The 25,336-nt window shown below is 53.4% G+C and carries 24 protein-coding genes and 1 other RNA gene; 24 read left to right on the top strand and 1 reads right to left on the bottom strand.

What is annotated here, in order from left to right; genetic code table 11:
- Nucleotides 1–27 precede the first annotated feature (27 nt).
- From M0R70_12615 to M0R70_12525, 19 genes are all read left to right on the top strand, one after another.
- Nucleotides 28–459, top strand: coding sequence for a DUF1834 family protein (locus M0R70_12615; GenBank protein ID MCK9420211.1), 432 nt, complete (start codon nt 28–30; stop codon nt 457–459).
- 9 nt (nt 460–468) lie between these two features.
- Nucleotides 469–660: a hypothetical protein gene (locus M0R70_12610; GenBank protein ID MCK9420210.1), complete on the top strand. Its 192-nt coding sequence runs from the start codon at nt 469–471 to the stop codon at nt 658–660.
- 2 nt (nt 661–662) lie between these two features.
- Nucleotides 663–1,631, top strand: coding sequence for a phage tail tube protein (locus M0R70_12605; protein ID MCK9420209.1), 969 nt, complete (start codon nt 663–665; stop codon nt 1,629–1,631).
- A 95-nt stretch (nt 1,632–1,726) separates the two neighbouring features.
- Complete coding sequence (locus M0R70_12600) at nt 1,727–2,230, top strand: hypothetical protein (GenBank protein ID MCK9420208.1); 504 nt, start codon at nt 1,727–1,729, stop codon at nt 2,228–2,230.
- Between the two features lie 189 nt (nt 2,231–2,419).
- Nucleotides 2,420–4,468 carry a hypothetical protein gene (locus M0R70_12595; protein ID MCK9420207.1) on the top strand — a complete coding sequence of 683 codons (2,049 nt, stop codon included), beginning with the start codon at nt 2,420–2,422 and terminating at the stop codon, nt 4,466–4,468.
- 69 nt (nt 4,469–4,537) lie between these two features.
- Nucleotides 4,538–4,963, top strand: a complete 426-nt coding sequence (locus M0R70_12590; protein MCK9420206.1) for a hypothetical protein — start codon at nt 4,538–4,540, stop codon at nt 4,961–4,963.
- On the top strand, nt 4,960–5,298 hold the full coding sequence (locus M0R70_12585) for a hypothetical protein (protein ID MCK9420205.1): 339 nt from the start codon (nt 4,960–4,962) through the stop codon (nt 5,296–5,298). The genes M0R70_12590 and M0R70_12585 overlap by 4 nt, the downstream gene beginning before the upstream one ends.
- Nucleotides 5,295–5,909, top strand: a complete 615-nt coding sequence (locus tag M0R70_12580; protein MCK9420204.1) for a DUF1833 family protein — start codon at nt 5,295–5,297, stop codon at nt 5,907–5,909. Before M0R70_12585 ends, M0R70_12580 begins: the two co-directional genes overlap by 4 nt.
- The gene (locus tag M0R70_12575; GenBank protein ID MCK9420203.1) at nt 5,902–6,279 is read left to right on the top strand and encodes a C40 family peptidase; all 378 of its coding nucleotides are present in this window, start codon (nt 5,902–5,904) and stop codon (nt 6,277–6,279) included. The genes M0R70_12580 and M0R70_12575 overlap by 8 nt, the downstream gene beginning before the upstream one ends.
- 25 nt (nt 6,280–6,304) lie before the next feature.
- Nucleotides 6,305–11,122 carry a host specificity factor TipJ family phage tail protein gene (locus M0R70_12570; protein MCK9420202.1) on the top strand — a complete coding sequence of 1,606 codons (4,818 nt, stop codon included), beginning with the start codon at nt 6,305–6,307 and terminating at the stop codon, nt 11,120–11,122.
- A 27-nt stretch (nt 11,123–11,149) separates the two neighbouring features.
- Nucleotides 11,150–11,791 (top strand): hypothetical protein, encoded by a 642-nt coding sequence (locus M0R70_12565; GenBank protein MCK9420201.1) that lies wholly within the window; start codon nt 11,150–11,152, stop codon nt 11,789–11,791.
- Nucleotides 11,792–11,802: 11 nt separating this feature from the next.
- Nucleotides 11,803–12,096 (top strand): hypothetical protein, encoded by a 294-nt coding sequence (locus M0R70_12560; protein MCK9420200.1) that lies wholly within the window; start codon nt 11,803–11,805, stop codon nt 12,094–12,096.
- Between the two features lie 155 nt (nt 12,097–12,251).
- The gene (locus M0R70_12555) at nt 12,252–13,031 is read left to right on the top strand and encodes a Dam family site-specific DNA-(adenine-N6)-methyltransferase (protein MCK9420199.1); all 780 of its coding nucleotides are present in this window, start codon (nt 12,252–12,254) and stop codon (nt 13,029–13,031) included.
- A 761-nt stretch (nt 13,032–13,792) separates the two neighbouring features.
- Nucleotides 13,793–14,284 carry a DivIVA domain-containing protein gene (locus tag M0R70_12550; GenBank protein MCK9420198.1) on the top strand — a complete coding sequence of 164 codons (492 nt, stop codon included), beginning with the start codon at nt 13,793–13,795 and terminating at the stop codon, nt 14,282–14,284.
- Nucleotides 14,253–14,567, top strand: coding sequence for a DUF167 domain-containing protein (locus M0R70_12545; GenBank protein ID MCK9420197.1), 315 nt, complete (start codon nt 14,253–14,255; stop codon nt 14,565–14,567). Before M0R70_12550 ends, M0R70_12545 begins: the two co-directional genes overlap by 32 nt.
- Nucleotides 14,568–14,654: 87 nt before the next feature.
- Nucleotides 14,655–15,008, top strand: a transfer-messenger RNA (tmRNA) gene (ssrA, locus tag M0R70_12540).
- 569 nt (nt 15,009–15,577) lie between these two features.
- Nucleotides 15,578–15,799 (top strand): PIN domain-containing protein, encoded by a 222-nt coding sequence (locus tag M0R70_12535; GenBank protein MCK9420196.1) that lies wholly within the window; start codon nt 15,578–15,580, stop codon nt 15,797–15,799.
- Complete coding sequence (locus M0R70_12530; GenBank protein ID MCK9420195.1) at nt 15,792–16,013, top strand: hypothetical protein; 222 nt, start codon at nt 15,792–15,794, stop codon at nt 16,011–16,013. The genes M0R70_12535 and M0R70_12530 overlap by 8 nt, the downstream gene beginning before the upstream one ends.
- 146 nt (nt 16,014–16,159) lie before the next feature.
- Nucleotides 16,160–18,559, top strand: coding sequence for a DEAD/DEAH box helicase (locus tag M0R70_12525; protein ID MCK9420194.1), 2,400 nt, complete (start codon nt 16,160–16,162; stop codon nt 18,557–18,559).
- Nucleotides 18,560–18,570: 11 nt separating this feature from the next.
- Here M0R70_12525 and M0R70_12520 read toward each other — a convergent pair whose 3' ends face one another.
- Nucleotides 18,571–19,200 carry a hypothetical protein gene (locus tag M0R70_12520; protein MCK9420193.1) on the bottom strand — a complete coding sequence of 210 codons (630 nt, stop codon included), beginning with the start codon at nt 19,198–19,200 and terminating at the stop codon, nt 18,571–18,573.
- 702 nt (nt 19,201–19,902) lie between these two features.
- Between M0R70_12520 and M0R70_12515 the strand changes: the two genes are divergently transcribed.
- The 5 genes from M0R70_12515 to M0R70_12495 all read left to right on the top strand — a co-directional run bounded on the left by M0R70_12515 (nt 19,903) and on the right by M0R70_12495 (nt 25,125).
- On the top strand, nt 19,903–21,267 hold the full coding sequence (locus tag M0R70_12515) for an alpha-amylase family glycosyl hydrolase (GenBank protein MCK9420192.1): 1,365 nt from the start codon (nt 19,903–19,905) through the stop codon (nt 21,265–21,267).
- 412 nt (nt 21,268–21,679) lie between these two features.
- Nucleotides 21,680–21,958, top strand: coding sequence for a hypothetical protein (locus tag M0R70_12510; protein MCK9420191.1), 279 nt, complete (start codon nt 21,680–21,682; stop codon nt 21,956–21,958).
- A 2-nt stretch (nt 21,959–21,960) separates the two neighbouring features.
- Nucleotides 21,961–23,496 (top strand): IS66 family transposase, encoded by a 1,536-nt coding sequence (locus M0R70_12505; GenBank protein MCK9420190.1) that lies wholly within the window; start codon nt 21,961–21,963, stop codon nt 23,494–23,496.
- Between the two features lie 23 nt (nt 23,497–23,519).
- On the top strand, nt 23,520–23,759 hold the full coding sequence (locus M0R70_12500; protein ID MCK9420189.1) for a hypothetical protein: 240 nt from the start codon (nt 23,520–23,522) through the stop codon (nt 23,757–23,759).
- A 169-nt stretch (nt 23,760–23,928) separates the two neighbouring features.
- Nucleotides 23,929–25,125 carry an AAA family ATPase gene (locus M0R70_12495; protein MCK9420188.1) on the top strand — a complete coding sequence of 399 codons (1,197 nt, stop codon included), beginning with the start codon at nt 23,929–23,931 and terminating at the stop codon, nt 25,123–25,125.
- Nucleotides 25,126–25,336 lie beyond the last annotated feature (211 nt).

The raw sequence follows: 25,336 nt of genomic DNA, 5'->3' as shown, positions 1-25,336 counted from the left end.
CGCGCCGACGTCTGGAAACATTAAACCATGTCCACCGAGATAGACCAGACAGAAGACCTCATCATCACCGCGATAAAAATCGCGGCGCCGGAGTTCCGGATAGTAGATACCTGGCCGGACAAGATGGACCTGGACACGCTCCTCGAGGAGATGCTCCAAACGCCCGCCTGTTACGTGATTTCGGCGGGGGTGAAATACGGAGAGAAAAAAACGATCGGCGCGAACAACTCGGATGATGAAATGACGTTTCGTCTCACGATCGTCGTCGAGAACCTGCGGACCAGGCAGGACGGCATCCGCGGGGCTTATGCGCTTATCGACGCGGTAAAGACGAAGCTCAAAGGAATGAACGTCGCGCCGTTGCGAGGCTTTCTCTGGCCGGTGACGGTGGAACTGATCGCCGTAAAGAACCAGTATTTTGCCTATGGAATGGAGTTTGTCAGAAAAGTCAATTCATAAGGAGGGACCATGAAAAAGATCGTCTATAAGATCGGCCCGGACAGCATCGAAGTGGGCGGCCTCGGCGCGGCCCGCCAGGACGGCATCCCCGGAGACCGGATGGAGCGCGACAAGCCCGTCGAGGTCACTGACGAGAAGGCCGCTGACATGCTCACCAATCCCATGTTCACGGAATCATCCGCAAGCAAAGGAGGTAAATAACCATGCCTCAGGCCACAGGCGCAAATTCAAAGATCATCTATGACGTTGAGACCACGTTCAAGACTACGCCCGGCACACCGGCGTCGCTTGTGCTTCCGTTCATTTCTGAGAACCTCTCCGGCAAACGCGGCTTGTTCCGCTCAAACGTGTTGCGGGGCAACCGGAACCAGACCCAGCCCAAGCGTCTGAACAAGGACGCCGGCGGCTCGATCAACACCGAGCTCAACCCGTATATGGGCAAGCTCCTGAAACACTTGATGGGAACGAATGTCACCACCGGCGTCAATCCCTACACTCACACCATGAAAATCGGCGCGCTGCCGGTCTCGCTCTGTCTCGAGAAGCAGTTCCTCGACCTGACGACCCCGCAGTATTTCCTTTACAACGGTTGCCGCATCAACAAAGCCTCATTCGACTTCGGCACCGAGGGCGTCATCCCCCTGTCCCTCGATTTCATCGGAGCCAAAGAGACTATCGCCGGAACCAGTTTCCATGCCTCGCCCACGGACCTCGGCCACCTGCCGTTCGACATGTACGAGGCCACGGTCGTAAAAGAAGGCGGCAGCGTGATCGCCCAGCTGTCGAGCGTCAAGTTCACCGTCGAGAATAATCTCGACGCGGGCGTCTACGTCATCGGCGGGGCGGGTGAACGGCGGGCACTCCCCGAGGGCACAACCCTCGTCTCCGGGGAAATAGTCGTGCTCTACGAAGACATGGTCGTGCTCACCAAGGCCATCAATTTCACGGAAAGCGCCATTCAGATCACCCTGTCTCGCGGAGACGGTCTGGGCTCGGCCGGCAATGAGAGCCTCGACATCCAGATCCCGGAGCTGATGTACGGCCAGGCCTCGCCGTTGGTCAGCGGACCCAAGGGCGTCTTGTATACTCTGCCCTTCTCCGGTTTCTACGACAACAACGCGATGGCCACGAGCATGCAGCTGATCCTGAAAAACACGCAGGTCACTCTATAAATCCGCTCCCCGCCCTTTTTATCCTCTCCCCTCGCGGGAGAGGGTAGGGTGAGGGGCGGTCTTAAACGCTGAAATCTGAACAGGAGATCACATCCATGGAGCAATTTAAATACACCATCGCAGACAAAAACTACATCCAGCGCCCGCTCGTGCTCGGACAGATCAATCAGCTCATGGCCGTCGTCAAGGGCGTTGTCTTTCCAAAAGACGCGAACGCGACCACGCTCATAGCGCTCCTCGGCAACCGGGTCCATGCGGCCCTCGCGATCGTGCTGCTCAAAGAGGACGAGGTCTTTGGCAAATCGAAGCAGGCGATCGGAGATTACATGAGGGACCGCGACATCAAGGCGATCGCGGACGATCTGGAATTCTGCACGGAAGCCGAAACCATCATGCTGGTGATCAATGATTTTTTCGATTGCAACCCGACACAATCTCTCTTGGAGATGTTCGGGAAGATCAAGGAGAAGCTCATCCTCAAGGTACAGCAGGCGAAGCCTGGATTGATCAAATCGCCGTCATCCTCACCGGAGGAGACATTACCAGACGCGACGCCGTCCTCTGGGGATTTACCGTTGCCGAGTGCGGACCGTACCTGAAGCACCGCTCGCGCGAAGTCCTGTTCCGCGAGGCCATCATCGCATTCCTCGGCGGCTCCGAAGACGGCAAACCAAAGGAAACACCCGAGCAGAAATACTGCCGCGCCTGCAAGGCATCAAAAAGGAACGATTGCAGTGCCTGTGATTTCAACCGTGAACCGTGAACGTTGAACCCTGAACTTAATCTCTATGCCAAACGACAACTACAAAATACAGCTCGTCTTCGAGGCCCTGAACAACGCCAACCTGGTGTTCAATGACCTGAAGCGCCAGCTCAAGGACACCGAGGACACCACGAAGAAGACCGGCGCCGGTCTCTCCGATATGTTCGGCCAGCTCAAGGAGCACTGGATCGGAGTAACTGCCGCCGTTGCGGGCGTTGCCATCGCGGTGAATAAGGGCTTTGAATACATGGAACTCGGCGCAAAGGCCGAGCAGGCCGAGGCGGCATTTCGGAGCGTGGCCGCGGCCAGCAACGAAAACGCCGACCAAATTATCGAGGACATGAAGCGCGCGGCAGCCGGCACGGTGGACGATAGCGACATAATGCAGAAAGCCGTCAAAGGCATGGTGCAAGGTCTGTCCGGAGATAAGCTCATCAAAATTATGGAGGCTGCGCGCGCGGCGGCTATCGTTTCCGGCCAAAGCGTTTCGCAGGCATATGAGGCCATCACGGATGCGATCGCAAATAAAATGCCGCGCAGCCTTATTCAATATGGTCTCGTAACCAAAGAACAAATGAAACTCGTCAATGAAGCCATGTCGCTCGGTATCACCGATATCGATGTCTACGCCATTGCCATGGAGAACGCGGCGAAGCAGCAGAACAAGCTGGCCGACGCGCAGATCGAGCACGCGGAGAAGATGCAGCGCTGGAAGGCGATCTTCAATGATGTTAAGGAAACTATCGGCAAGGGTATATTCTGGATCGTTGATAACGTGATCGGCCGTCTGTTCAACGTAATAGCAAATGTCTCTGCAACTATCGCGGACCTCTTTGCCCGCATCGGCTCCTTATGGGACTGGATGACAAGCGGATTCAAGGGCGGAGTAGCAGAGCTGACAAAGCAGATGGCGATCGCCGACGAAGCTTTCGCCGGACAGATAAAGGAGAACAACGCAAAGTACGGCGGGTCTGATAAAACCAATCTCCCTCAAAAGCCCTCACCAGTCGGCAAGGGTATCACACAGGAGTTGAAAGATGCCATCGCCGCGGCAAAGAGCACGGAGACGCTCGGCCCGGACCGCGGAACCCTGAAGGACTGGGAAGAGACGCAGGCCATGCTTGCCAAGGAGGCCGCGGCCTGGAAGGCGGCCGAGGAGGCCGCGGTGAGTTACGGGCTCTATCTGGTGGACCTTGCAGAACAGGAGCGCAGTATCTCAAAGGCAGAGGCCGTAGAGAAGCGCATCGAGCTGAACAAACAGATGCTCGCCATCCAGGAGGAGTATCTCACGAAGGTAGACCGGCTCAAGGACCCCGCGGGCTGGTACACCCAGCAGCAGGCAATCATCAAGACACGGCAGGAACTTCTGGCGTTGAACAGGCAGATGAAGGAACAGACCGGTTCGTTCGCAGAAGGTTTTAAAGACGCATTCAATCAGTATATATACGACGCTAAAACGTCCTTTCAAGAGGGCGTAAAGCTCGCCCAGGACGCCGCCCAAGCAATGGAGCAGGCGTTCTCCGATTTCTTCTTTGACGTCTTCACCGGGAAGCTCAAGCATCTCTCGGATTATCTCAAGAGCTTCTTCGAGGCCGTTGCCCGCGCCATGGCAAACATGATGGCGCAAAAAACCTCCGTCGCGATCGCGTCAGGCATCGCGAATGCCTGGGGCAGCGGATCGTCCTCTACCATGACAAACGGATCCACCGGCGCCGGAGATCTTGCCGCAGTCGGCCACAAGGGCGGCTATATCATGCATGCCGGGGGCCTGGTCCCCCGCTTTCACATCGGAGGACTGGCCTCGGATGAACGCCCCATCATAGCCCAGACCGGCGAAGGGATCCTTTCCCGCAAGGGCATGGCCGCATTCGATCTAATGAACCAGGGCGGCGATATCGGCGGCAAAGGCGTAAGCGTCGTCGTTAACGTAGAGAACAAAACCAGCCAGCCCGCAAATGCCAAAGTCAGCGACGTCCGATATGATCACCAGGCGAAGGCCTTCGTCGTCGGCGTCATCATGTCCGATCTCGAATATGGCGGCCCGATCCGGTCCGGTATCAGCGGGATGAGATAAAAGAATAGACGGACGACGGACGAGAGGACGACAGACGCAAGGGACGTTTCGTCCATCGAGGTTTAATACATGCCAGTCGGCGACGAAATATTAGGCGACGGAATCCTGGGCGACGGCGGCGTAGCTGTCGCCTGGTGGATCTCGGAGGAGCCGATCTATTCCTTCCCGTCGCTCTCCACTTCTCCGCTCGTCGATCCCTGGGAAGAGCAGGCGGCAATGGACCTGGCGCTGCGGTCGGAAAAGGAAGCAGGCTATACTCAGACTCGCGCAAGATTCACCCGCGTACCGTATAAATATCACATAGAGTACGGCGATCTCAGCCAGGCCGACAAAGACGCGCTCAAGGTCTTTGAGATCGGCTTAAAAGTCGGGACCGACAAATTCACCCATCCCGATATCGGGACGGCAAATGTCCGGCTGATGGGCGCGATCCAATATCAACCCGCTGAGCCCTACGGCTATTGGACCGCCGCCTTCGACGTGGAGGAAGCATGACATTCCCCACATTATCAACCGTACCGCTCATCGCGCCCTGGAAAGAAGGCGCGGCCACGGACCCCACATTGCGCTCATCAAAGGATTCCGGCATTGCGCAGACCCGCGCCGCATTCACCCGAATACCATGGAAATATTATCTCGAATATGGCGATTTGACACAAGCCGACAAGGCCGCCCTCAAAACTTTTGAGTCGAGCATAAAAGTCGGCTGCGATCTTTTTACGCATCCGAACACCGGATCCACAAATATGCGTCTTGCGGGCCCCATCAAATACCGCCGGGCAAAATCCTACGGCCTCTGGACCGCCGCATTCGATCTTGAAGAGATATGAAAAATATTCCTGCCTCACTCATACTCGAAAAAAACAAACTCGCCACCTCCAGCGCCTGGCTGCTGCTCATCGACGTCACGCTGCCGGACAGCGGCCCCTCTTTCAACCTCGTCCGTAACAACGAAGACATTAGTTGGAACGGAACGCTCTACAGCGCCTTCCCATTTGAGCTGGACTTGCCCGATGAAAACTCCAAGGGCGAGATCCCCATGGCCACGCTCATGATCTCAAACGTTACCCGTGCCCTCCTGCCGTATCTCCATCAATACGGCGGCGGCGTCGGATCGACGGTAGTGCTGCACATAGTCAATTCCGGCCACATCGCGGAAAATGCATCTGATCTCGACCTCACCTTCGAGGTCATGTCCACCGAGGACGATACCCAGTGGATCAACTTCAAACTCGGCGCGCCGAACCCGCTGCGCAGCACGTTCCCAAAGTATCGCTATCTCGCAGCGCACTGCCGATGGACGTTTAAGGGCGCGGAGTGCGCCTATGCCGGAGGCCTCACCACCTGCGGCCGCACGCTTGATGATTGCCGGACGCGCGCAAACAGCACCCGCTTCGGCGGGGAGCCAGGCCTCGATGCAGGAGGAATCCGCATTGTATAAAGACTTAATCGGGAAAGAGTTCTCCTACGGCGCCCGTGGTCCGGATAAATACGACTGCTATGGCCTCTGCATGGAAGTACTGCGCCGGCACGGCGTTGCTCTGCCGAATTTTGGCAGCGCCGTCCAGTCGCACATCATTCACGAAATGATCCTGTCGGGCAAGGAGTTTTTCACGGAACTCCCAGGACCCGAGCCGTTTTGTCTCGTCACCTTCTGGATCCGCCCAAAATTTACAACGCACATCGGCATCGTTCTCGAAGACAGCAATCGTTTTTTGCACATCCTGAAAAAAGAACGCGCCGTAATCGAACGCCTGGACTCGGTCCTCTGGAAACATCGCATCACCGGCTATTACGCTTTAGTCACTTAAGGCACGTTAGATCACTTTAGGCACTATGAATAACTTAACCCTCATCAAAGTCTATAACCCCTTCAACCGCAGAGACCAGGACATCTGCCCGGTACCGTATCTGCACGGTCAGACCCTGCTCGATCTGCGCAACACGCACTATCCGAAAGACATCGATGTCGTCGTTTCGATCAACGGCAACATCATCCCAACGGACCAGCTCGCCGTGTCCTTCCCCATGTCCGGCGATCAAATGCTCTTCGTCCCGCAGGTCCATGGCGGTGGAGATAACGAAAAGAGCGTCTATCGCATGGTCCTGATGATCGCCGTGGCAGTCGCCTCCATTTATACGATGAATCTCGGTGGATGGTACCTTGTTGCCGGGATAGGGCTATCCGTGGTCGGCGGCATGGCTGTCAACGCACTCCTGCCTCCTCCGCGGCCGGAGCTTCCGACCCTCGGCAGCGGGCTGATGGACGGTTCTCAGCTCTACTCCTGGAACCCGCAGACCATCCAGCGCCAGGGAGTCCCCATCCCAGGGTTCTATGGGGTAAATAAGCTCTATGGAAATATTTTAGGCGCATTCACCGACAGCGATGACAATGTAACGTCAAAATTAAGTGTTCTGCTATCCATGGGCATCGGACCCCAGAAAAGCTTAAATACCTTCAAAATAAACGATCAAGATTCAGGTTTGTACAAGGTTGTTCCCGAAGTAAGACTGGGATATCTTAATCAGGATGTCATTCATTCATTTAACAATACAAAAACAGAATACACTCTGAACATCCATGTTGAGAGTACTTCTCCGTATACCTACGTTACCCCCGGATCAAATTTTGACGCTCTCGAAGTTGAGGTGCTTTTCCCAAATGGATTGTGGTACATGAATAACTCCGGGGGTCTGGATAGTTCGTTTGTGCAGGTAAAAATTTCCATCAGAAAGCAGGGGACAACTCCCTGGACCTATATAACCAATGCGACTGACGGCCCGGCCAACTCGAATATTCCGGCCGGCTTTTGGAGTCTGGGTAAATGGGCGATAAATACCCAAACAGGGGCGAGCTACTGGTTTGAAAAAACGCGTGGAACAAGCGGGAGAAATGACCACATCGAGGGAGCGATTGAATATGTCGACATGGATGGAGACTATGTAAACGAAACACCGATGCGGTGGCGCTGGGTTAATGATTCAGAAGCCGCAGTGAATACCCTCAGCACGTTTTATCCTTTTATTGCGGCAGCGTTAAAGCCCATTAGGAAGAAATTCACGCTTCCGAGCATCCAAACCAAAGGGATTTATGAAATTAAAATAGAGAATCTCACGGTTACTAAAAATGACCCACGATACGGCGAAGCAATGTACGTTACCGCCATACGAGAGATTGTTTATGATGGATTCATTTATCCCCGCCAGGCGTTGGTAGGCCTAACCGCCATTGCCACGGATAAATTGTCTGCATCCTTTCGCTTCTCCTGCCTCACCGACGGCAAATACTGCCGCATCTGGAACGGGTCCACCTGGTCCGTCGATGTCACGAGCAACCCTGCCTGGGTGACGTTCGATATTCTGACACAACCGGTATTTGACAATAACCTCGCCGTGGTCCGCTACGATGGCATGGATCCGTCCAGGATCGATCTTGCAAAGTTTTTGGAATGGGCCGCCTGGTGTGACGATCTTGTTCCTGACGGTTATGGAGGCACGGAGAAGCGCATTACCTTCAACGGCGGTTTTGATTCTGCCGGGAATATGTGGGAGGCCGCGCATCGGGTCTGCGAGATCGGCCGCGCGGTCCTCATCTGGCGCGGGATAAATCTAACCATTGCAATCGACAAACCGTCCGATCCCGTGCAGCTCTTCACCGTCGGGAATATCAACAAAAACCAGTTTAAGGAATCTTTCATGCCCTTGGCCGATCGGGCCTCGGAGATGACGATCGAATATATCAATTCGGCGAAGGGCTACGATCGCGACGAATTTTCCATCGTCAACCCGGATGTGGACCCCGGCGGCGCGAGCCCTGCCCGCCTGCAGCTTTTCGGCGTCACCAAGCCCTCGGAGGCCTGGCGTCACGCGCGGTACCGCCTCGCCTGCAATCAATACCTCCTCTCCTCGGCAGAGTGGGGCGCGGACATTGATGCCATAGTCTGCGAACCCGGCGACGTTGTCAGCGTCCAACATGACATCCCGACAGCCGGATCAGTCGGCGGTCGCATTATATCCGCCACAACCACGGAAGTGACCATTGATCGCGAGGTGACGCTCTCGGTCGGAAACGCCTATTCTCTCTGGGTGAGAATGAGCGATGACTCTATTGTCATCCGGTCCGTCACAAACGCACCGGGCACTTACACCGTATTGTCCGTCTCCACGCCCTTCGGCACGGCGCCTGCACAATATGATCCTTATGCGTTCGGCGAGACTGCAACCGTCACAAAACCGTATCGAGTGCTCGGCATCCGCAAGACGCGCGATCTGCAATGCACCATCACGGGGGTGGAATACAATGCCTCGATCTACAACACGGACAACCTTCAGCCGGCATTGCCGACTCCGAACTATGACAGCCTCGATCCGCTTCCGGCCGTGGATGACTTTCTGCTTGATGAACTGGTCATTGCGCGGGTGGACGGCACGCTTGAGGATGTGATTGACGTTTACTTCACCGATCCCGGATCGGCCCTGTTCTCGTATGCTGAAATCTGGTGGAACAACGGCGGCGGGTGGATTTTCTCGGGAAAATCCTACGGACATTACAGAATAGCAAACGTGGAAACGGGCAAAACCTACATTGTCGCCGCCGTCACGGTGAATACGGCGGGCCTCAAACAAAAGATCCAGAACGCCCCGCAACTCAGCATCCTCACCCTCGGAAAACTCGATCCGCCGTCGATCGTCCAGAATTTCACCGCACAGCAAAGCGACATGCTGATTCATCTCGGCTGGACCAATATCCCGGACGGCGATCGGCAGGGCTATCAGGTCCGGTTCGGAGCGTCCTGGGATGCCGGAACATTGATCGTTAATAACCTCGCTCAAAATAGCTGGGATTGGAAGCCGACACAATCCGGGACTATCCATTTTTGGATCAAAGCATTCGACACCAGCGGACTTGAAAGCGCCACCGCGAGCGAGGCCGTCCTGGTCATCAACGGCGCCCCCCCGGTAACTGGCCTCACCCAGCAGATCATCGACAATTTTGTGCTGCTCCAGTGGACCGGAGTGCCGGGCACATTTCCGATAAAGGAATATGAGGTCCGGAAGGGCGATGTATACGCAACATCGGAACTCCTTGGCACGCTCACCGGCACGTTTTTCACCTGGTTTGAAATGACCTCGGGCACATATAAATACTGGATTACCGCCATTGACACAAACGATCTGCTCGGCACGCCGAATAGCGTCACGGCGACGGTAAGCGAGCCTCCGGATTTTGAATTAACTTCTCAATGGATGGATGCTTTTGAAAGCCCCATTTCCTCCGGGTTATACTATGACAGCAGTGATAAAACAACCTATGCATGCGTCCAAACAGAGGACAGAGTCAGTGATGATTTCAACCGTGCGGATGAAAACCCGCTCGCGGGGAACTGGACCACGGCCCCCGGCGCCCACGCATTAAAAATCGTTTCGAATCAATGTGTGACAACCATTGGCGTCAACGACGGCGCATATTGGTCCGGAGGTTCATTTTTCAATGATCAGTTTGCGGAATTCACGTCAGCGGTCACAGACTATGGATCGTTGATGTTGCGTTGTATTACCTCCGGAAGCGTCTTAAACCTGTACGGACTAACAGTATCATTAAATGGTGTACAACTCTTTAAATATGTCGCCGGAGCCCGTTCCACCATCGGCAGCAGCATCAGTCTGTCTCCACCGCTCCAGGCCTCGGATGTTATCCGGTTTGAAGCCGAGGGGACCGTTCTGCGGGTAAAGCGCAACAATATCATCCTGCGGGAAGAGATCGACACTTCCCTTTCCAGCGGGTCTCCTGGGGTGTTTGTATACATCGGGAACCCCGCAATTGACAACTGGAGGGGTGGAAATTTAAGCTCAGCCCCGAGCTGGGATCGTTTTTGTACCGCGTATTCGATTACCACCATGCAGGATTTTATCAATATGGGCGGGTATGTTATTGAACCCATGCACACCTCGGCATTTTATGAGCAGACGTATGATGCGGGAGTTACCGTGCCCGGCACCATGATCTCCGTTGATGTTGATAAGGTCGATTTTAAAGGTTCGGTTGCAATCACGCCGATAGTATCCGTGTCCGTGAACAATGTCGATTGGATAACCTATACCGGGGCATGGAAACTGTTCGTTAATAATTTTAGATACACAAAGATCCATCTTGCCTTTGCGGGCACAGCTGCGGACATTGTCGCGCTCAACAGCTTAAACGTAACGCTCTCTGTCAAGTTGCAGAACGATTCAGGTAGCGGCATTATTACCAATGCATCATTAGGAAGTGTATTCAAATTCAACAAAATGTTTTCGGACATTAAGTCGGCTACCCCGGCCGTTAAGGGAGCGCCTCCCCGCCTCCCGATATATGTCTATGTAGATGCGGTTTCCACCTGTGATGCCGCATGCACCACAACCCATGTAAAATTGACCGCCGGTCAGGGAGCGCGCTTTCTCGTGGACGATTGGATTAAGGTAGATCTGATCACCGGACCGGAAGTAGTGCAGATTACGAATATCTCAACCGACGATCTCACCGTGTCACCGGCACTGTCCGGCGCGCCGCCCATAAACACCACGGTCTATATAGCAAGTGTTCGAATTTATTTTTATGACCTCACCGGAGCATTAACCACCGGCGAATGGAGTTGCCCAATAACAGGATATTAGGGTTAGTTCTGAAAAGGAGGTTTCATCATGGCAGAAGGCGATTTTAACAAACCAAGTTCATCCAGCACCAAACTGGGGTTTATGACCGAGATCCGCGAGATGTTTGCAACGCTCGCGAAAATGAACGGGGCGGGCGCGAACCTCCCGACGGACTGCGTCAGATATAACAGCGCTACAAAGCGGTTTGAGGCATACAACGGCGCCACCTGGGCCGCGATCGATGTCACCGGATCAAGCCAATTCGTGGCGGGCACGCGGATGCTGTTTCAGCAGACCGCTGCGCCCACGGGCTGGACAAAAGAAACCAGCGCCGCCTATAACGATGCTGCACTGCGGGTTGTCACGGGGAGCGTGGCAACGGGAGGTGCGGCGGGGTTTTCCGCGGTGTTTAATAATACGCAGGCGGTTGGGGTTTCGGTGACAGTTAATAATCACATGTTAACCATAGCAGAAATGCCAACACATCATCATACGGAACAACATCATGGATCATCTGCATCTGTCCCACAAGGAACAGGTGCTTATTTCACCAACCCTTCAGGTCTGACTGCGTATAACACATCAGACGTCGGGAGCGGGAATGGGCATACGCATACAAATTCCGCATCCGGTTCATTCACTATCCCAAATCTAAAATACTGCGACATAATCATCGCAACCAAGGATTAAGGAGACACCTGATGAAAGAGATTAAGAAAAAATGTCCTAAAATAAAAGCCGCTTGTTGGGGTGAGGAGTGCGAGTGGTTCATCCATGTGCGCGGCAAGGACCCGCAGAGCGGCGCGGACCTCGATCTCAAGGATTGCGCGATGAAGTGGCTACCAACGCTCCTGATCGAGAACAGCAAAGAGACCCGCCAGGCGGCTGCGGCCATCGAGAGTATGAGAAATGAAGCGTCAGTGCAGTCTGAACAAGTAGCGCTTGCCATTTGCCACATATTAAAAGTACAAGGAGTTAAAAAGATAACACCATAGAACGGGCGACAGTCAGAGGAGTTTACACCTCCCCAAACCAATCACGCTATCAACGTGACAGTCGGGTTGCCCCGATGCCGCCCGCACCCTGTACAGGGCGAGGCGATTATATCAGGGGCTTCCCTTTGGTTCAACCTAATTATGGGGAGGCGCAAATGAACAGCTTTTTGTCGTATTTGGGAGGGAAGTCAAAGCTCGCAAACAGGATTGTCTCGATGATCCCCGAGCATACCGGTTACTGCGAGGTTTTTGCAGGCGCATCGTGGTTGTTTTTCAAAAAAGAAGAGTCGGAAGTAGAGATCATCAACGACATCAATGCTGACCTTGTTACGCTCTACCGGGTCGTAAAGCATCACCTTGATGAGTTTATCCGCTATTTCCGCTGGATCCTCGTATCGCGTGAGGAGTTCGAGCGGTTCAAGCAGACGCCTCCGGACGTCCTCACGGATATCCAGCGCGCGGCACGGTTTTACTTCCTGCTGAAGACCGGCTTTGCCGCCAAAATAACGAGCCCGTCATTCTCGATCTCACCACTCAGGAGATCTAACTTCAACCTGCTTCGGATTGAGGAGGAGTTATCCGCTGTCCATCTCCGCCTCGCGCGGGCATATATTGAGAACAAGCCCTATGGTTATGTGATCGCCAGGTTCGATCGGCCAACGACGTTCTTCTATATAGACCCTCCTTATTACCGCTGTGAAAACGACTACGGCAAGGGGATATTCAGCCGGGATGATTTCGAGAAACTACGTGACCTCCTGCGCACCGTGAAGGGTAAGTTTATCATGTCAATCAACGATGTTCCCGAGATCCGTGCCCTCTACAAAGAGTTCCGGATACAGTCAGTTACAACCCAGTACTCAGCAGGCAAAACGGGAGCAAAGAAGGGCATGCGGGAGCTCTTAATTATGAACTTCAAACCGAGGGCCAGATAGGGTTTCAGGGAAGGGCTTTGAGGGGTATTTTTTGGGGTTGCAAACCGCCCTTATATATGGTAGTAAAAGACCATTAAAGAGAGGTTATAGAGGGCCTGAATTGTGTTTAAATTTGAAACAAAAGGCACCCTCAGCCCCTGTTTTTCTCAAACTGCGCGATAATTTTTCTCAAACTGGACGTCGGGTTATATCCCCTTCGCGTCCTGAACGACATTTTTGACCCGTCTAAGGCCACGTCCGCTCGCCCGCGTAAACTCGGCCTGCGGCCTCAGACACCCTGCACTCGCGACGTAGCACTCGTAAGCGCTGGGTGCAGGCAGTACAACGCGTTCGCCCTGCGGGACGCTTCCTTAGGCCAAGACGGGTGCCCAATAATGTCGTAAGGGCCGCTCCGGGAACGTGCGGGATTGGGGTAAAACAAGGCTTTTTTGCTTTACCCCCATTCGAAAATTTAGGCGTGCGACCGAGTCCGAGGGTTAAGCATTTTGGACTGTCTGAGCCCGCAGGGCGAGTTTCCGAAATGTACTGAGGACGACTGAGCACACCGTGAAGAATTTTCGTCGGGTGCCCTTCTTTGGGTCACCTTTCTTGGGCACGCAAGAAAGGTGACAGGAGAAGAATCAGCAATAGTTCCCGTTGTATTTTTTTGGGCAGCTCGCCGCTCTGCCGTGCTAAGCATGCGGGGTTTTTCAGTTGTTCGAAACTGTGTGGTCTCTGTGGTTGATTTTGACAATATGGCCCACGTTCAAGGAGGCTCTCGTATGACGAACGAAATCAGGGTAACACCGATCGACATCCAGCAGAAACGGTTCCATGTGGTCTTCCGCGGCTATGAGCGGACCGAGGTCGAGATGTTCCTCGACCTGGTGCGGGACGAGATGGAAACACTGTTGCGGGAGGTAACGGAACTGCGGGATTTCCGCCAGGACTATGATCAGCGCCTGCGCGAACTGAACGAGCGGGAAGAGATCGTCAAGAACACGTTGTTGATGACCCAGAAGCTCATGGAGAACCAGAAGGAAAGCGCGCGCAGCGCGGCGGACGTCATTATCAAGGAAGCGGAGGTGCGCCGGCTGCAGCTTCTGAACAACGCCCAGGATGAAAAGGCAAAGCTGGATGTGGATATCCAGGAGCTGAAGCGCCGGAAGCATCACTTCTTACAGGACATCAAGAAGATCATCGAGATGCACCGGGAAATGGTCACCTTTGAGGAGGCCGGCGTTGTCACTGAAGAAAAGCCTGCCCAGGAATAAAGGTCCGGAGCCGCCGGTTACCGTCTCAATACGGATCCAGCCCCGCGCCTCGAAGAACGAGATCGTCACGATGGATAGCGGCGGGCTCAAGATCAGACTCACCGCTCCGCCGGTCGACGGCGCTGCCAACGAGGCGTTAGTGAAGTTCCTCGCTACCACCCTGTCTATCCCCAAATCCAATGTTGAGATCGTTTCCGGCCACACGTCACGGAAAAAGATCGTCCGCATCAGCGGCATAAGCGACAGTGAGGTGAAAAGGCTGTTGAATAGCGAAGAGGAATGAAGTAGTATGTAATGGGTTCAGGGGTTCAGGGTTCAGGGGTCAGGGTTCAGAGTTAACTTTGAACATTGAACTGTCTTTAAAGAAAAGGGGGGCGACAGGCTTCGACGGGGATACAGAGGTCGGGAGTTGCATGCCGAGGTACCATGGGGCTCGTTAAACACATGGTAAAGATCAACTGCCAATAATCAAGAACTGGCACTCGCTGCCTAATTAGGTAGCGCGTTTCGCGGCCGGCGCCTGAACAGTCGCAGAAACGTCAAAAACCAGGCTGGTCTTCCCGACGCCGTCCGGGGCGGGAAGATAAGAAAAACCGGGCTGGCCGATTCCGAAGCTTTCCCCAAGGCGCCGGATGAGGCGAGAGCTTAAAACGAGGGGATAAGCATGTATGAGCTTTCGGCTGACGATTTTCGGACGCGGGTTCAATTCCCGCCGCCTCCACCATAACTACTTGATTTTGCAGTTATATTTTGATTTTCAGCGAAACTCTCCATCGGACTCAGGTGGAGACCAGAGCTAAGTCCTTAAAGGATTTAGCTCTTTTTTTGTTTTCCAGCACTCACAATTTAGGGTAGTTTTTGGGGTATATTGTAATAACTTGATTTCTAATTATAGGCAGTAATTCAGGTGATTGGACAAACTGTTCAATGGTCCGTTCTTTCAAACACGGGACGAGGTAGCGGTACTTATAGATAGAGTGCATTTGTCGCTTGTCATTGTGTAATGAATCATGCTATTCTATACACAGACTGGCTCTTTGGTTTTTGAGTATGAGACGACGCATAAAAATATATCTGGATACCAGCGTGTATAACCGGCCTTTTGATGACCAAAGCCAAGCTAGGATTAGGCTTGAGGCGGAGGCTTTTTTGTCAATTTTAGAAAAAACGATGGCTGGTGCGTTCAGTATAATTAGTTCATAGGTGCTGGCTTATGAGAACAGTCGGTCACCTTTTCCTGAGCGCAAAGAACGGGTTTCCCATTATGTTGCTCTCGCGTCGCAGACCGTGAAAATGAGCGATGCGATCAAGAAGAAAGCAACCACATTGGAAGAGTTCGGTTTTGATTCGCTCGATGCAATGCATCTCGCTTGTGCTGAATCCGGCGGCGTGGAATACTTTATCACCTGTGATGATACATTCGTCAGGAAAGCCAAGAAAGAGCGAAATGCGGTTTCATTGTCGGTATGCAGTCCCCTTGAATTTCTAGTAGAGGAGGTGTTTAAAAATGCTTAAAACACATCAGAGAAACCTGAGCGGCTACGCGTTGAGAGATGCAGGCTGGGAGGCATTGGTAAATAATCTTGGCTTGGTCAATGCAACGCGATTTATAATGCAGTCTGAAACAGGATACGGAGATTACGCAAAAATCAGGAAGAGTGCCGTAAAAGGCAAGCGCGTTGCCGATCTTTATAAAGAGATCGCTTTGTTCGAGAAGAAGCATCAGTAGGATGAGGTTTACTGCACGACTTTTTTGACCATGTCCGACATGGTCGAGTACTCGTCCTTGATCGCATTTTATCTTCTCGACACCTCCGCGATGCTCCCCCTTCGCCTGTTTTTGATGCTTTCGCCGCGCTCTGATTTTGAGAATCAATGTCTAACAAGAAAGAACTTCTCGATGCGATAGCAAAAGTAGAAGCGCTGTTTTCCAAGCTGGACAGCGAACGCGAACAGGCGCTTTCAAGGCTCAATGCCCTCAAACAGCAACTTGCCGTGCTGGAAGCAGCATACGCCGATCAGTCGATACCCTACGCTACCAGAACACCGCAGGAAAAAGTGTCATTGTTCCGCTCGCTATTTCGGGGGAGGGAGGACATCTTTCCGAAATTATGGACGAGCCGTGCCGGCAAGAAAGGTTATTCTCCCGCCTGTTCGAATGATTGGATTTCCGTCACGTGCGGAAAGACGCACAAGCCGCCGGTAAAATGCAGCGAATGCTCCAATCGTAAATTCCTTCCAGTAACCGACCAGGTTATCACGGATCACCTTCAGGGGCGTCATGTAATCGGTGTTTACCCCATGCTGCCCGACGATACCTGCTGGTTTCTTGCTGCTGACTTCGACAAGGATACATGGATGGACGATGTCCGCGCTTTCCGTGAAACCTGTCAAAGTATGAGCATTCCAGTAGCTGTCGAGCGTTCGCGTTCGGGAAACGGAGCGCACGCATGGTTTTTTTTTACTGAACCTGTGCCGGCAGCTACAGCGCGAACGATGGGATGTTACCTGATCACGGTAACCATGAGCAGGCGTCATCAACTCAGCATGGAATCCTACGACCGGTTGTTTCCCAGCCAGGACACACTGACCAAGGGTGGATTCGGGAATCTGATCGCGCTGCCGTTTCAACAGGAACCGCGACAAAAAGGCAATACTGTGTTTCTCGATGAAAACTTCACCCCCTTTGAAGATCAATGGGCTTATCTTGCATCACTCGGACGACTGTCGTCGGACGTCCTCCGGCGGATCGCCACTGAGGCGATATGGCAGGGCGATGTGCTCGGGGTGCCAAGAGATGTTGCCGAAGACGGGGACGATCATTCTCCTTGGAACCGGCCAGCGTCAAAGAAGATACCGAAAAAGAAAATCAGCGGGAATTTTCCATCTGAAACGCACGGCGTTTTTGCTCAGCGTCTCTTTATCGAAAAGAAGGATTTGCCATCAACTTTTTTGACCCGCATCAAACGGTTAGCTTCGTTTCAAAATCCCATGTTTTATGAGAAGCAGAACTTGCGTCTCTCAACGGCCCGGATACCGCGTGTGATTTCCTGCTTTGAAGAGCTTCCCGAACATATTGCCGTCCCAAGAGGCTGCATTGACGATGTCCGCGAGCTATTTTCAGAACATGGCGTCAAGCTGTTACTTGAGGATAAACGCGTTGTTTCCGATCATCTCTTGTTTGTTTTTCAAGGAACACTCAGAGAACCACAGCAAGAGGCTATCAACGAAATCCTTAAGTACGACAACGGCGTCCTGTCTGCGCCTCCGGGATTCGGCAAAACCGTAATCGGCGCGTATCTCACTGCCTCGAGAGGATGCAGTACGCTTGTGCTTGTCCATAGGAAAGAGCTTCTGGATCAGTGGATCGCAAGGCTTTCTCTCTTTCTCGGAATTGATCCGAAAGAAATCGGCAAGATCGGGTCAGGCAAGAACAAGCCGAACGGAAAACTGGATGTTGCCATGATCCAGAGCCTCGTTCGAAAAGACGAGGTTAGCGATCTGGTGGCCAACTATGGTCAGGTGATAGTGGATGAATGCCATCATCTTCCGGCTGTTTCCTTTGAGCGCGTCTTGAATGAGGTAAAAGCGCGATACGTTGTCGGTTTGACGGCGACACCGTATCGACGGGACGGGCACCAGCCGATCATTCATATGCAGTGCGGACCAGTCCGCTTTTCCGTTCATCCGAAAAGCCAAGAGGCAAGAACGCAGTTCAAGCACCAACTGATCTGCAGAACAACTGAATTTACCATGGAAAATCCTGATGCCGCGATTCAGGACATTTTCGCGAATCTCGTTAACGATAAGAAGCGAAACGCTCTTATTCTTGCCGATGTAAAGCAGGCACTCAAGGACGGAAGATTCCCAGTGCTCCTGACTGAGCGGAAAGAGCATTTGGACATCCTCGCGGATGGATTACGAGACGACGTGAAGCACCTTATTGTTTTAAGCGGCAGACTGTCTGCTAAAGGGCGGCGTGAAACCATGGCAAGACTCGCGGCAATTCCGGAAGGCGAAGTGCGGCTCATTGCGGCAACTGGTCGTTACCTCGGAGAAGGCTTCGATGATCCCCATCTTGATACGCTGATTCTCGCCATGCCTTTTTCCTGGAAGGGCACGATTGTGCAGTACGCGGGGAGGATACACCGGGAGCATCCGGGGAAGCATGAAGTTCGAGTGTACGATTATATCGATGCCAATGTGCCAAAATTGCTCAGGATGCATAAAAAGCGTCTGCGAGGTTTTAGGGATATCGGTTATACATTGGACTAAACCTGCTCTACTCATATCCGCCTTCCGAGATGTGCGGAGTCGTCCAAAGAATAAGCGATTAGTGGTGTTAGCCCTTTGGCAGCATATTCAAGCGTTTTGAAGACGTAGCGCATGAATGACCCTGAATACCTGTAACGACGTATGCAGCAGTCAAGCCGGACCTGAATCATTTGGTCATATCCTCGCCAACCGGACAATTTTGGATTCCTTTCGATCCAGTCATCTACTGTGAAGTTCAGCAGCTTCATAATCTCCTGTTTGGCCGTTATGTTTCCTTTCTGAGCAATCCTTGCGAGTGAGATGCTGATGGTATCCCGAATATGTTCATCATTTCTGTTTTCGGAGGTAATGAAGGTATAAAGCTTATCGCTGTATTGCTGTAAAACAATATCAACCTCGGCCTTGTTCCGATATGGCTTTACTGTCTTACGTAGTGACCCGGTCCATTGCTTTTGATATTTGGGATTTAAGGCGCGAGTAATTCGGTCCCAGTCTATGCCGCCGCTTTCTATTCGGATTTCCTTTTGGATGAAGCGATAGACGCAAGGGGCATTTACACGTACCCACGCACGATTAAATGTTTGAGGTTGTTTCGCTGCCAGAAGGCTATTCATGGTATTAACAGCAGACTCGAACTTCATGGCGCTGATTTTAGCGCAATGCCGGAATGAACAAAAGTAAAAAAGAAAACGAGAACCGCTTCTCTCCGCGCATTCTAAGTATGCAGGTTCAACAAGGCAGGTTGTTGTACTATGAAGACCGAATTAGTCCAACAAGACCTCACCGCATCCAGCATTTTGGGGGTAGCTATCTGGGGTACATTGTAATATCTCGGTAAAATATGTTCGTAGTATCGCAGAATTGGACAAACTATTTTATGGACGCCGCCTCCACCATTTCACCATCCAACAAAGTCCAATGAAGTAAAAAGCCCCTTGGGAAAAGGGGCTTTTTATTTTTGACCGGAATGGCAGAGCACTTAACTCCGCACGCAATCCCCTCCACCCTCCTTTGTTAGGTACTCTGCCCTCTGCTCCATGCTCATCTCATCTCCCCTTGCAATTTCCCTTGTTCTGTTATATTCTTCTTACGGTTCGATCGATCAGTTGCACTATTTTGCAGCCCTTCCACGCAGTCTTTATTCCGGAGAATCATGAACGACTTTACAACCCTTCAAGCGGAACGCGACAGGCGCAACAACGGCCCTGATTCTGTAGGGGCCTGTACCCTGGATGTGATGCGTTGATGCGGTGATACGTTGATGTGTGGATGCGATGATGCGGCGATGTGTAGAAAACCCGCATGCACGCTTCCACTCGTAAACGCGTGCAAAGGAGATTTCCATGGGCGTGATCATGCAGGCTTTTTACTGGGATTGTCCCAGGATGGAAGGGAAGGAATACCAGTGGTGGAAGCACGTCAGGGACGAAATTCCATCATTAAAGTCAGCAGGCTTTACCGTGCTCTGGCTTCCTCCCGCGAGCAAGGCGGCGAACGTCGGCGGCATGTCGATGGGATACGACGTCTATGACTACTATGACCTGGGGAAATACCCGCAGAAGGCCGTCAGAAAAATAGACAACGAAGACGAGGTGCGGACCTGGTTCGGTTCGGAAGAGGACCTCCGGTCGCTGATCCGGGCGGCGCATGACAGGGAGATGAAGGTCTACGCCGATCTGGTCCTCAATCACAATAACGGCGCCGACGCGGAAGAGTTCAATCCCATAACCAACCGGATGTGGTGGACTCGGTTCACGCCGCAAAGCGGGATGTTCACCCGCGATTGGACCTGCTTCAACCCCTCGCCCTACCAGGCGCTGGACAGCGTCACCTTCGGCGACATGCCGGACCTTTGCCATATCAATCCGCGCGTCTCGACCGGCATCCTCAACCATGCCAAGTGGCTGGTCGAGGAGATCGGTTTCGACGGATTCCGCTACGATTTCGTCAAGGGGTTCGGCGCCTGGATCATCCGCGCGATCCACGACCGGAACTATACGCGCGAGGGCAGGCCGGTGGATATCTTCGGCGTGGCCGAATGCTGGTCCGGTGACGACTACATCGACGACTGGCTCGATGCGGTCAACCGATGGGCGGAGCACCGGGTAGGCGCCTTCGATTTTCCGCTCCGCGACCGGTTGAAAGATCTCTGCGATACAAATGGATTCAGCCTGCGGCAGCTGGTTGACGGCGGCGTACTGATGAAGGACCGTCCGTTCGAAGCGGTGACCTTCGTGGAAAACCACGACTTCCGCGACAACGACAATCCCCCCATCGTGAACGACAAGATGCTGGCCTATGCCTTTATCCTGACCCATGAAGGATATCCCTGCGTGTTCTGGCAGGATTATTACACGTGGGGGCTTGGTCTGCCGGGAGAGCACAACGGCATAGCGGCCCTCGTACGGGTCCACGAAGACCACGCGGGCGGAACGACGACGGTCCTTCATTGCGATGACAACCTCTACATCATGCAGCGGCAGGGCATCGACTGGCAGAGCGGGTTGATCTTTGTCCTGAACAACGGGAGTGACAAGTGGAACGGGACCGTGGTCAAAACCCAGTGGAAGAACACGACATTCGTTCCCGCGGCATGGAGTGGAAAGAACGACGACGGCATTCCCCTGGAACAACAGACCCATGAGGACGGCCAGGGCGAATTTTACGCCCCGCCAAGAGGATATGTGGTTTATGTGCCGCAGGGATAAATGAACAGCGAGGAAAATCATTATATTTAAAAAATCCGGGAATAGACTTTCTTTGCGTCCGGAGCCTGCCCTCGACCCGAGCGGGGGCGTCCTTTGCGAGTGATAAGGCTCCACGCCATGCCCTCTGCGCTTTGCACAGACCTTTTGCCTCAAAAACCCGCTTTACTTTTATCATTAGTTGGAATATCCTCATAGGCAATACGCTCGGCTCCATGCGCTTTGCATAGGCCTTTGATGAAGTGATATAACTCAATCTTTAAGTCTGACCCCGGATGCTCCATACGCTCATACGTAACAGTTTAGTCCTTTTCTGATTTATTTTAGCAGGTAGCCCGCAATTCACTTGACTTGCGGGCTTTTTTAGGCTAAAATATATGAGTAATAATACTCATGCAAGAAGGAGGCCAATACCATGAAACGGATCGATCTTTTAAGGAAACAGCAGGCCAGGCTCAGAGAGGACATTGCAGCAATGCTCGATAGCTTTCTGATCGGCTCAGTCGCCAAGTCCCCCTCTATGTCGGGATATAACCTGACGACTAAGGTGGAGGGAAAGACCGTTACGCTGTACGTTCGGAAAGATATCGTTCCCAAGGCGGTGGAGATGAATGGACGCTATAAGAAGCTCTGGACTCTTATCCAAAAGCTTTCTAGGGTCAACTGGGAGCTCCTGAACCTGGAGAATAAATAGGAATGCCGCGTTACCCGTATCCGCCCCATGATTTTGTGTGCATGTATGAGCATTCCTGCCCCTATCTGGACGGCTTGTCCACGTCGTGGGTCCTGGGACAGTATCGGCGGGCCGACGATGTATATCATGAGCATCTGCAAATCATCGATAGCTTTTCCGCTGCTTTGAAAACCAGCGAGGATCGGGTGCGTGTCCTGGAACGGGAGAATGCGGAGCTTCGGGCCAAGTATCAGGCCTTGCATCGAAAGCAGTTCAAGCCGAACCGGAAACGGGATGAGATGTCAAGCGGTCCGTCATCAACCAGGACGAAACCGAAGAAACGCGGCGCGCCCGTGGGGCATCCGGCGTGGACGAGGCCGGTTCCCTCGCGGATCGATAGGATTGTCCCTGTGCCCTTACCTTCGGTATGTCCTCACTGCGGGTCGCATGACTTGACGCCCGAGGGTACGATACATGAGCATATTCAGGAGGACATTGTCGTCAAACCGCAAACCGTGGTCACGAAGTATCTGCATGAGGAGGCTTTCTGCCATGGCTGCAACCGGTCGGTCGTAGGGGCGGGCGCGGATGAAATCCCCAACGCGCCCATCGGGCCGATTGCAAAGTCCACGGCTGGTTATCTTCGCTACAGGATCGGCATATCCTATCGGAAGGTGCAACTGATGCTTGAGGACTTGTTCGGCCTCTCCTGCGTTCCGGCCTCGCTCGTGGGTTTTGACAACAAGACGGCAAAACGGGGGGCGGCCATTTACGAGGATATCCGCGAGAAGGTCAGGGCTTCGGACGTAGTGCATGCCGACGAAACCTCATGGAGAAATGACGGCAAGGGGCATTTCGTATGGTTCGCGGGCAACGACAACCTTGCCTATTTTCACATAGACCGGCATCGGTCCATGGACGCGGCGAAGACCGTCTTCGGGGTGGATTTTGACGGAGTAGTGGTGCGAGACCGGTATGCCGCCTATAACGGCATCGGACGGGACTTTCAGGCGTGTCTGGCGCATATCATCACCAACGCCAAAGCCATCCGCCAGGAACATGCGCTCCTGCCGCAGCACGAGCAAGATTCCGCCGTCACCCTCTTCTGCGATCATGTTATGGGTCTCTGTTCACGGGCCTGCGAGGCGGGGCGGAACCTGAAATCCGGCGAGGTACTCTGGAAGGAGGCGGCGAATTTCGAGCGCCGGTTCATACGGGAACTCACGAAAATATGCAAGCAACCGCATCGCTTCAAATCCGCCGAAACGCTGCGGTCGTATCTTATCGGCCCTGAGCAGAAACACCTCTTCACCTTCCTGCGCATCCCCGGCGTGCCGCCTACGAACAATCATGCGGAGCAGTCGCTTCGGCATATGGTGATCTTTCGTAAGGTTTGCTTCGGAACAAGATCGGACAACGGGATAAAGACGCACAGTATCATTCCCACGCTGGTGCAGACCGCCAGAAGGCAGGGCGTTCATCCACGGGAATTTCTGCACATCCTCCATACCGCCGATACCGCCACGGCGCAGGCCGCGCTGTTCAACAATTCAAGCTGAAAATATATCCGATGGAGCATAGAATGGCGGCATGGTGGTTACCCGCTTGCCTGATGACAGGACGGGGAGCGACTCGCTATCTTTTCGGCAGTCAGAAAAGGACTAAACTGTTACCACCGGATGCATGCCAGGTTGTTGCCAATTGGCTGATCGGGCGCGAGATCGTGGAAGAGGAACAGCAGGGCAGCAAGAAAGCCCAATACGGCAAGAAATTGATTACTGATTTGTCTGACCCCATAGGTTCTCGGAACCCCCAACGCTGACCCCCGCCTGCTATCCATCGGTGAAAAAACGTCGCTTGACATCAAGAACAGACCTGAGTAAAATCACTCAACGTATTGAGTAATTTGTAAACCCCGTTGGAGAACAGGTTTTCTAACGCGGTAAATCGCGTTGTTTCCTGTTTCAGCCATTCAGGAGGTCCGGATAGATATGTATCATCGCCCCATGTATGATACGCTGGTGAAGCGACTGCGAGAACAGCGCAGGTTTATCCAGGTCCTGGCAGGACCAAGGCAAACAGGGAAGACCACGATGGTGCGCCAGGTGGCGGACGAGATCCGCATCCCTGTCCACTACGCCTCAGCTGACGAACCAACGCTCCAGAGCCGTTCCTGGGTCGAACAGCAGTGGGAAACCGGAAGGCTGCTGGCTGCGGAGACAGCGGGCAAGAGCGGGGCGATCCTTGTCCTGGACGAGATCCAGAAGGTGACCGGCTGGTCCGAAGTGATAAAAAAACTTTGGGACAACGACACCCGAAAAAAAATATCCCTCAAGGTTGTTCTGCTGGGTTCGGCGCCGCTCCTCATTCAGCGGGGGCTGACCGAAAGCCTCGCAGGCCGTTTTGAAACCATACCCGTAGTCCACTGGTCCTACGCCGAGATGCAGGAGGCCTTTGGGTGGGATGTTGACCAGTTCATCTATTTCGGCGGCTATCCCGGAGCAGCGGGCCTGATCGCCGACCAAAAGCGCTGGTCGCGCTACATCATCGACTCGCTTATCGAGACGACCCTTTCCCGCGATATCCTGCTCCTGACGCGGGTCGACAAACCCGCGCTGCTCAGGCGCCTTTTCCAGCTCGGCTGCTCGTATTCCAGCCAGATACTCTCCTATCAAAAGATGATCGGCCAGCTCCAGGACGCCGGCAACACAACGACCCTGGCCCACTACCTGGAACTGCTTGCCGGCGCCGGTATGCTGACCGGCCTGCACAAGTACGCCGCGCAGAGGATCCGTGAGCGGGCATCGAGCCCTAAACTTCAGGTATTGAACACGGCGCTCATCAGCGCGCAATCGCCGATGACCTTCGAAGCGGCGCGCAAAGACCGGGAGTCCTGGGGCAGGCTGGTGGAATCGGCGGTCGGCGCCCATCTGATCAACAGTGCTGCGGGAACAGGCGTTGAGATCTTCTATTGGCGCGAAAGAAGCCGGGAGGTGGATTTTGTTCTGCGTTCCGGCAGGACCGTGGTCGCCATCGAGGTCAAGAGCGGCTCGCACAAGGAGGGGCTTCCGGGGATGGACGCCTTTGAAAAGACCTTCAAGCCGAAGCGGAAACTGCTGATCGGGGAAGACGGCATAACCCTGGAAAAATTCCTGCTCACCCCGGCGGAGGAATGGGTCGGACGGTGAATAGCACGGTGGAAACTTAAAGATTGCAGGGCATGATACAGGACTACTGCATGAAACGCGTAAATGTCAAAATAAAAGACCTGGCCCTGATATGGTTGACAGTTGTCAAGGAGAAAACAGTTTCCCCGCCCCTCCATGCAAAAGGGATGATATCAGTTATTGCTCCAGGGCATAACCAGAGACGGGACCTATCGGCGACGATTGATCACTC

It is taken from the genome of Nitrospirota bacterium (assembly GCA_023229435.1).
Lineage (GTDB): Bacteria > Nitrospirota > UBA9217 > UBA9217 > UBA9217 > JALNZF01.
Note: the sequence above shows the minus strand (reverse complement) of the source record. Positions and strands in the feature narration are given on the sequence as shown.

What these genes read in the sequence shown, in the direction of transcription:
- M0R70_12615 (MCK9420211.1), top strand. Translation starts at nt 28, where the DNA reads ATGTCCACCGAGATAGACCAGACAGAAGACCTCATCATCACCGCGATA.
- M0R70_12610 (MCK9420210.1), top strand. Translation starts at nt 469, where the DNA reads ATGAAAAAGATCGTCTATAAGATCGGCCCGGACAGCATCGAAGTGGGC.
- M0R70_12605 (MCK9420209.1), top strand. Translation starts at nt 663, where the DNA reads ATGCCTCAGGCCACAGGCGCAAATTCAAAGATCATCTATGACGTTGAG.
- M0R70_12600 (MCK9420208.1), top strand. Translation starts at nt 1,727, where the DNA reads ATGGAGCAATTTAAATACACCATCGCAGACAAAAACTACATCCAGCGC.
- M0R70_12595 (MCK9420207.1), top strand. Translation starts at nt 2,420, where the DNA reads ATGCCAAACGACAACTACAAAATACAGCTCGTCTTCGAGGCCCTGAAC.
- M0R70_12590 (MCK9420206.1), top strand. Translation starts at nt 4,538, where the DNA reads ATGCCAGTCGGCGACGAAATATTAGGCGACGGAATCCTGGGCGACGGC.
- M0R70_12585 (MCK9420205.1), top strand. Translation starts at nt 4,960, where the DNA reads ATGACATTCCCCACATTATCAACCGTACCGCTCATCGCGCCCTGGAAA.
- M0R70_12580 (MCK9420204.1), top strand. Translation starts at nt 5,295, where the DNA reads ATGAAAAATATTCCTGCCTCACTCATACTCGAAAAAAACAAACTCGCC.
- M0R70_12570 (MCK9420202.1), top strand. Translation starts at nt 6,305, where the DNA reads ATGAATAACTTAACCCTCATCAAAGTCTATAACCCCTTCAACCGCAGA.
- M0R70_12565 (MCK9420201.1), top strand. Translation starts at nt 11,150, where the DNA reads ATGGCAGAAGGCGATTTTAACAAACCAAGTTCATCCAGCACCAAACTG.
- M0R70_12560 (MCK9420200.1), top strand. Translation starts at nt 11,803, where the DNA reads ATGAAAGAGATTAAGAAAAAATGTCCTAAAATAAAAGCCGCTTGTTGG.
- M0R70_12555 (MCK9420199.1), top strand. Translation starts at nt 12,252, where the DNA reads ATGAACAGCTTTTTGTCGTATTTGGGAGGGAAGTCAAAGCTCGCAAAC.
- M0R70_12550 (MCK9420198.1), top strand. Translation starts at nt 13,793, where the DNA reads ATGACGAACGAAATCAGGGTAACACCGATCGACATCCAGCAGAAACGG.
- M0R70_12535 (MCK9420196.1), top strand. Translation starts at nt 15,578, where the DNA reads ATGAGCGATGCGATCAAGAAGAAAGCAACCACATTGGAAGAGTTCGGT.
- M0R70_12530 (MCK9420195.1), top strand. Translation starts at nt 15,792, where the DNA reads ATGCTTAAAACACATCAGAGAAACCTGAGCGGCTACGCGTTGAGAGAT.
- M0R70_12525 (MCK9420194.1), top strand. Translation starts at nt 16,160, where the DNA reads ATGTCTAACAAGAAAGAACTTCTCGATGCGATAGCAAAAGTAGAAGCG.
- M0R70_12520 (MCK9420193.1), bottom strand. Translation starts at nt 19,200, where the DNA reads ATGAAGTTCGAGTCTGCTGTTAATACCATGAATAGCCTTCTGGCAGCG.
- M0R70_12515 (MCK9420192.1), top strand. Translation starts at nt 19,903, where the DNA reads ATGGGCGTGATCATGCAGGCTTTTTACTGGGATTGTCCCAGGATGGAA.
- M0R70_12510 (MCK9420191.1), top strand. Translation starts at nt 21,680, where the DNA reads ATGAAACGGATCGATCTTTTAAGGAAACAGCAGGCCAGGCTCAGAGAG.
- M0R70_12505 (MCK9420190.1), top strand. Translation starts at nt 21,961, where the DNA reads ATGCCGCGTTACCCGTATCCGCCCCATGATTTTGTGTGCATGTATGAG.
- M0R70_12500 (MCK9420189.1), top strand. Translation starts at nt 23,520, where the DNA reads ATGGCGGCATGGTGGTTACCCGCTTGCCTGATGACAGGACGGGGAGCG.
- M0R70_12495 (MCK9420188.1), top strand. Translation starts at nt 23,929, where the DNA reads ATGTATCATCGCCCCATGTATGATACGCTGGTGAAGCGACTGCGAGAA.